We start from the raw sequence: 1,371 nt of genomic DNA on the forward strand, positions 1-1,371 counted from the left end.
TCCATGCCTCCACCACGATAACTTTCAACAACCAAGTTCAAATTCGGTAATGTTACGCTTTCACATTTTGCTTGATAGGGAATGCCGTCGACAAAAATGTTAAAATATTTCAAAACTCTTGGTAAAACGGGGATAGCCATTAAAAAATCTCCTCTAAATAATCATTCACAATGCGTGAACGGAATGTGATGTGTTCTGCTGGTGTTGTTGGTGTGAATTCGACATTGAAATAGATTCTGCCGCCTTCAATAGCGCTTGCTGTATTCAACTCTAGATCAGGCGTACAGCGCCCACCAAGAATGGCGCCTTGTGCTTTCAAATCACGCAAATAGGCATTGACGCTTTCACTGACATCATTCATGTAGGTTTTTTTGATATTGCGGTCGACAGCCCATAGATGCCCGCGCAAAATGGCGTCATTGATCATATCTGCGGTTCTCACCACCGATAAGAAAGCAAATTTTGTATCACTTGAAAGGGTGCGATTACCCCAAAGACGATAACCGTTTTCGCGGATAATTGTTGTGATGTTTTGTTCGTTAAGAAGGTTGGCGCGGCTTGATCTGTCACCAATGGAAAAATCAATGGGGCGCGCAGTTCCCACAATGCCATTGATCACTTTGTTTGAAGGAGAATGCCAAAAACCGTGTGTAAAATCAGTTTTGGCAATGACACCAGCAACCGCTGCACTTGCCGGCTGTTCTATGATCTTTCCATCACGATTTACCTTTACAAACGGATCAATGAGAATGGCGCGCTTTGAATCAAAATCCTTTGCTGCACTAAGGGCTGCTTCATCTGTTGTGTTTGGTGCATCAAGCACCACAATAGCGCGTAGGCGTTCAGCAATGCCAATGAGTTCTGCTGCGACGGGGTTGGTAGTTGCACCAGTTCCATTCTCTTCAATATTCACACTGGAAGGGCGTTGATGTGTAAAGCCTGGAGCGATGAGAATGCGTGGTGTTTGTCCCACAATGGACCCCGCTCCAATCAAAGCATGAACACCTTCATAAGCGCCATTTGCGTTTACACCGCCAAGAACATTGGTGAGTGTTGCATTTTCATTGTCACCCTCGTTCACGCGTACGACAACAACAATGGCACCCACTTGCTTGAAAATGAGATCAAGGGCATTAGGTAGGGTGCCTTGACGCTTGCCTGTTTTATCCAGTTTAGCGGCTTGTGAAAGTGAACCCGTAACCAAAACGGGTGTGTTAAGAGGGAATGCTTGTTCATCGGCATCGGGTGCTGTGCCAACAATCCCGATAACTGCAGACTGAACCGCGCGAAGGGGGCGGGTGCCGTCGTCAACCTCGACAACTTCAACACCGTGTAGAAAACCTATTGCCATACTTTATGCTCCTTTAAATG

At 46.0% G+C, this 1,371-nt stretch carries 2 protein-coding genes; both read right to left on the minus strand.

Translation table 11 applies throughout. The annotated features are described in order from the left end of the window. Positions 1–140, minus strand: a 140-nt coding sequence (locus tag ACFIJK_RS08905) for a phage major tail tube protein (protein WP_375627543.1), incomplete at its 3' end; no start/stop codon positions are given. Then, positions 140–1,351 (minus strand): phage tail sheath subtilisin-like domain-containing protein, encoded by a 1,212-nt coding sequence (locus ACFIJK_RS08910; RefSeq protein WP_375627541.1) that lies wholly within the window; start codon positions 1,349–1,351, stop codon positions 140–142. The genes ACFIJK_RS08910 and ACFIJK_RS08905, both read right to left, overlap by 1 nt. Positions 1,352–1,371: the final 20 nt, after the last annotated feature.

It is taken from the genome of Bartonella sp. PS17NMGDW, assembly GCF_042193555.1.
Classification (GTDB): Bacteria; Pseudomonadota; Alphaproteobacteria; order Rhizobiales; family Rhizobiaceae; genus Bartonella; species Bartonella grahamii.